The 5,391-nt window shown below is 72.9% G+C and carries 5 protein-coding genes and 1 riboswitch; of the genes, 2 read left to right on the forward strand and 3 right to left on the reverse strand.

The window, feature by feature from the left end; all coding sequences use genetic code 11:
* Positions 1-295 precede the first annotated feature (295 nt).
* Positions 296-372, forward strand: a riboswitch (ZMP/ZTP riboswitch).
* A 34-nt stretch (positions 373-406) separates the two neighbouring features.
* On the forward strand, positions 407-2,008 hold the full coding sequence (purH, locus tag ACPYOM_RS20705; protein ID WP_481347394.1) for a bifunctional phosphoribosylaminoimidazolecarboxamide formyltransferase/IMP cyclohydrolase: 1,602 nt from the start codon (positions 407-409) through the stop codon (positions 2,006-2,008).
* Positions 2,009-2,102: 94 nt separating this feature from the next.
* Here purH and bar read toward each other — a convergent pair whose 3' ends face one another.
* Positions 2,103-3,239 carry a barbiturase gene (bar, locus tag ACPYOM_RS20710; protein ID WP_481347395.1) on the reverse strand — a complete coding sequence of 379 codons (1,137 nt, stop codon included), beginning with the start codon at positions 3,237-3,239 and terminating at the stop codon, positions 2,103-2,105.
* An 18-nt stretch (positions 3,240-3,257) separates the two neighbouring features.
* Positions 3,258-4,259 (reverse strand): carbamate kinase, encoded by a 1,002-nt coding sequence (locus tag ACPYOM_RS20715; protein ID WP_481347396.1) that lies wholly within the window; start codon positions 4,257-4,259, stop codon positions 3,258-3,260.
* 227 nt (positions 4,260-4,486) lie between these two features.
* Between ACPYOM_RS20715 and ACPYOM_RS20720 the strand changes: the two genes are divergently transcribed.
* Positions 4,487-4,732, forward strand: a complete 246-nt coding sequence (locus ACPYOM_RS20720; protein ID WP_481342809.1) for a hypothetical protein — start codon at positions 4,487-4,489, stop codon at positions 4,730-4,732.
* 33 nt (positions 4,733-4,765) lie between these two features.
* Here ACPYOM_RS20720 and ACPYOM_RS20725 read toward each other — a convergent pair.
* On the reverse strand, positions 4,766-5,391 hold a 626-nt coding region (locus ACPYOM_RS20725), incomplete at its 5' end, for a hydantoinase B/oxoprolinase family protein (protein ID WP_481347397.1).

The following is a 5,391-nucleotide window of genomic DNA, read 5'->3' on the forward strand; positions in this document are numbered from 1 at the left end:
TCCGTCGTCGGCAGCGTCAGATGTGTATAAGAGACAGTCATCGAGCAGCGCGTCGTCGGGGTCGAGGACGGCGACACGGAGGAGACGCTGCACGAGCGGATCAAGGTGCAGGAGCGCGCGATGCTCGTCGACGTCGTCGGGCGGATGGCACGGAACGGGTTCACGGTGCAGGGGCGCCGGGTCCGCATCGGCTGAGGCGGTGACCCTCCGGCGTCGAAGCTGGCGCACGGGTCGCACGGGTCGCATGGGTCGCATGCGTCGCCGAATTTTCGCCGGTGCGGCAGGGGCCGCTACGCTGGCCGTACACGACTGGCGCAGGTGGGGAACCACCAGGGAGTGACCGTCGGAGCATCGCCCGCCTGGGTGCTCCCGCTGACCGACACCGCCCCCACCGCCAGGAGCATCGATGTCCGACGGCCGCCGCCCCATCTCGCGCGCTCTCATCTCCGTCTACGACAAGACCGGTCTCGAGGACCTCGCCCGAGCGCTCGACGCGGCCGGGGTGTCCATCGTCTCGACCGGCTCGACCGCCAGGACCATCGCCGGGCTCGGCATCGCCGTCACGCCCGTCGAGGAGCTGACCGGCTTCCCGGAGTGCCTCGAGGGCCGCGTCAAGACGCTGCACCCGAAGGTCCATGCCGGCATCCTCGCCGACACGCGCAAGCCCGAGCACCTCGAGCAGCTGGCCGACCTCGGCGTCGAGGCGTTCGAGCTGGTCGTCGTCAACCTCTACCCGTTCCGCGAGACGGTCGCCTCCGGCGCGACGCCGGACGAGTGCATCGAGCAGATCGACATCGGCGGCCCCTCGATGGTGCGCGCCGCGGCCAAGAACCACCCGAGCGTCGCCATCGTCACGAGCCCGGCCCTGTACGGCGCGGTGCAGGAGTCGCTCGACGCCGGTGGCTTCACGCTCGAGCAGCGCAAGCGCCTCGCGGCCGAGGCGTTCGTGCACACGGCCTCCTACGACAACGCGGTCGCCAACTGGATGGGCAACGCCTACGCCGACACCTCCGACGGCACCGGCTTCCCGGCCTGGACCGGCGCGACCTTCGACCGCCACGCCGCCCTGCGCTACGGCGAGAACCCGCACCAGCGCGCGGCGCTCTACACCCACTGGCGCCCCGGCGTCGCGTCGGCCGAGCAGCTGCACGGCAAGGAGATGTCGTACAACAACTACGTCGACACCGACGCGGCAGTGCGGGCCGCCCACGACCAGGGCGACCAGCCGACCGTGGCGATCATCAAGCACGCCAACCCGTGCGGCATCGCCGTGGGCGCCACCATCGAGCAGGCCTACGAGCGGGCCCACGCCACGGACCCGGTCAGTGCGTACGGCGGCATCATCGCGGCCAACCGCACCGTGACCGCGGCGATGGCCACGGCCGCCAAGCAGGTCTTCACCGAGGTCATCATCGCGCCGGACTACGAGCCCGAGGCGCTCGAGATCCTGACGGCGAAGAAGAACCTGCGGGTCCTGCGCCTCCCGGCGGACCTCGCGCGCTTCGCCGACCCCGTCGAGACCCGGCCCATCAGCGGCGGCCTCCTCGTGCAGACCGTCGACAGGGTCGACGCGGTCGTGCGCGGTGACGACGACGCCGTGACCGGGGGCGACGACGCGGCGAACTGGCGCCTCGTGTCGGGCGAGGCCGCCGATGCCGCGACGCTGGCCGACCTGCAGTTCGCGTGGCGGGCGGTGCGCGCGGTCAAGTCGAACGCGATCCTGCTCGCCAAGGACGGCGCCGCGGTCGGTGTCGGGATGGGCCAGGTCAACCGCGTCGACTCCTGCTACCTCGCGGTGCGCCGCGCCGGCGAGGAGCGGGCGCGCGGCTCCGTCGCGGCGTCGGACGCGTTCTTCCCCTTCGCCGACGGGCTGCAGATCCTGCTCGATGCCGGGGTCCGCGCGGTCGTCGCGCCGGGCGGGTCGATCCGCGACGAGGAGGTCGTCGCCGCGGCCGAGGCCGCCGGCGTGACGATGTACTTCACCGGCACCCGCCACTTCGCCCACTGACCTTCGACCCGCAACACACCGAGCAGTCGCCAACGGCCGCGGGAGTACCCCCGCGCGGGTTGGCGACTGCTCGGTGTGTTGCGTCGTCGGATGGTCAGCGGGTCCAGCGGTAGCCGGTGGGCGGGTCCTCGCCGAGGTCGACGATCGCCGCGACCGGGCCACCGCCGTCGGGTCCCTGGTGGGCGGCGGACACCGACACGAACACGGCGGGGTCGCCGGTGACCGACGCCGTCACCCCGCCGACCGCCGACTTGATCTGACGGTGCCAGTGCACGTCGGAGTCGTCGAGCATCGCGTTGCGGCGCCCGTGCACCTGGCCGTCCTGGCTCACCTCGCACTTGAGGAAGACGTTGACGAGACGACCCTGCAGGTCGGTCCAGTGCGGGCGCTCGGGCAGGTCGAGGCCGGCATCCTTGATCGCCGCCCAGATGCCGTCGGCGTCGAGGGCGTCCTGCATGACGGAGTGCCCGATGCGGTACCGGCCACCGACACCGCGCGCGTTGCCGACGACGACGACCTGTGCCTGGTCCAGCTCGACGCCCGAGCTGCACGAGGCCACGGACGAGAACAGCGACCGGTCGTGCATGACGTCGGCGTCGGTCGGCATCTCGATCTCGCCGAGGGCCACGGCGATGCCGAGGGCCGTCGTGCCGTTGGACAGGTCCATCGACTCGTGGGTGTGCTCGGTCCAGACCCCGTGGCCGCGCTCCTTGGCGTCGCGGATCGTGTGGATGGTGAGCAGCGGGGTCTTCGTCTGCACGTAGTGGACGTCGGCGGGGTCGGTGATGCCGGCACGCTCCATGGCGACCTTCACGGCGTCGGCGACCTTCGACACCATGGCGACGTAGCCGATCTCCTCCGGCTTGATCGGCTCGCTCATGGCGAACCCGACGGTGAGCCGCAGGTCGTCGGAGGCCTCGACCTGCTCGGCCGGGACGGTCGCGAAGATCGTCGCGTGCGGGCTGATGACGCCGTCGGTGCCCCCGGACCACACGATCGGGACCTGCCTGACCTGTTCGGCCGGGGCGCCCTTGGCGACGAGCACCTCGCGGAAGGCCCGGTCGGCGATGATGCGCGTGTAGTCGTTGACGCCGCCGTTGCCCTCGGTCTTGCCGATGATGGCGACGACTCGGCTCGCCTCCATGACGCCGTCGTCGATGAGTGCGGCGAGCTCGGACGCGTCCGCGACGGAGTGGATCGGGACCTTGCGCACCTCGATGGCTTCAGGCACGGGGAATCACCTTTCTTCTCAATGGTTCTCGACGACGGTTCCGAACCGGCCCTCGACGGCGTCGGTGATCCGTGCGAGGTCGGTGATGACGCAGCGGCGGCCGCCGCTGCGGACGAAGCGCAGCGCGGCCTCGACCTTCGGCCCCATCGAGCCGGACGCGAAGTGCCCGGCCTCGGCGTACGCGGTGAGCTCCGCGGGCGTGACGCGTCCGATGGGGCGGGCGTCGGGCGTGCCCCAGCCGGCGACGGCGTGGTCGACGTCGGTGGCGATGACGAGGACCTGCGCGTCGAGGGCGTGGGCGAGCAGCGCCGCCGTGAGGTCCTTGTCGATGACCGCCTCGACGCCGCGGACGCGGCCGTCACCGCCGCGCACGACGGGGATGCCGCCTCCACCGGCCGCGACGACGACGTAGCCGGCGTCGAGGAGCGTGGCCACCGCTGGGGTCTCGAGCACCTCGAGCGGTTCGGGGGAGGCGACGACGCGCCGCCAGCCGCGCTCGCCGCGGTCCTCCCACGTCTCGCCGTGGTCGATGAGCGTCTGGGCCTGCTCACGTGGCAGGTAGCGCCCTACCGGCTTGGTCGGGCGCGCGAAGCCCGGGTCGCCGGCGTCGACGCGGGTGCGGGTGACGAGCGCCGCGACCGGCCGGTCGACGCCGCGGACGGCGAGCGAGGCCTCGAGCGTGTCGAGGACCGTGAAGCCGATGGTGCCCTGCGTCTGCGCCCCGCACCAGTCGAGGGGGACCGGCGGCACGACGTGGGCCGCGAGCGCGTTCTTGACGAGGAGGTTGCCGACCTGCGGCCCGTTGCCGTGGGTGATGACGACCTCGACTCCGCGGGCCACGAGGTCGGCCACGTGCGCCATCGCTGCCGCGATGGCCGAACGCTGGGCGTGCGGCGTGGCGCTGCCGTCGGGCCCGGTCATCGCGTTCCCGCCGAGCGCGACGACGACCCGCAGCCGTGCGGCGCCGGCCGAGTCGCCCGCCCCGGCCCCGGCGGCCTCGGGCGGCGTCGGCTCCTCCATGCGGCGAGCCTAGGAGCGGGCGCCCGGGCACGCCTTGGCACGTCCTGCCAGAGGCACGCGTGCGGATTGGCACATCTGTGCCGTGCGAGGAGGCGGTCGCGGACCGCTCCGGCGCCTCCCACCGCGCGGGGTGGGCCGTGCCACGGCTGGGTCAGCGGCGATACAGTTTCGGGTAAAGGGGCAGTACCGGGCCGCCCCTCCGGCCCGGTGGGAAGGGGTCGCACATCGTGGGCGTCGGAGTCCTGCTCGCCGTTCTCGGCGCGATCCTCACCTTCGCCATCCGCGCGAACACGTCGGTCGTCAACCTGCCCGTCGTCGGGATCATCCTCATGATCGCCGGCGGGGGCCTCATCTGGCACGGCAGCAAGGGCACGCGCCGCAAGAGGATCGTGACGCGCGAGGAGCGCCCGGGCGGCTCGACGCTGCCGACGAGTACCGTGCGCCAGACGATCGAGGAGCGCGACGTCGACTAGGTGAGGCGCGGTCGCCGGCGACGGACGCCGGCGTCAGAGCCAGTCGACGTCGGCCGCGGACCGTCCCGCGGCGAGCCGCGCGTAGCCGGGTCCGCGGTCGAAGAACGGCTCCGCGCCGCGGTCGGCGCGCCGCTGCTCGCGCAGGGCGTCGGACCCCGCGACGTCGACGACCGGATGGTCTCGGTCGCCGGAGGCGCCGACCCCGTAGTCGCGCAGGGCGCCCTCGAAGGAGACCTTGCCCCAGCGCAGGTCGCGCTCGACCTCGTCGTACGGCCGCTCGAGCGGGTCACCCCAACCGCCGCCACCGGTCGTGCGGATGCGGATGACCTGGCCGGCGCGGACCGGCTCGGCGTCGGCCAGGGCGTCGACGGTGCGCTCCTCGGGGCCGCCGAGGTCGACCGTCACCTCGAAGGGCCGGCCGGCCCGGCCGCCCTTGACCCCCCAGCAGGCGAGGATCGAGCGGTCCGCGATGGACATGAAGTGCGCGTCCTCGAGCATCCGGATGTGCTTCTCGTAACCGAGGCCGCCGCGATGCCGGCCGGCGCCGCCCGAGTCGACCGCGAGGCCGAGCCGCTCCACGACGAAGGGGAACCGGCTCTCGGTGAACTCGGTGGGCAGGTTGCGGCTGTCGGGCACGACGTGGATCGTGTCCTCGCCGT

The organism is Monashia sp. HAY1-2A (assembly GCF_056755315.1).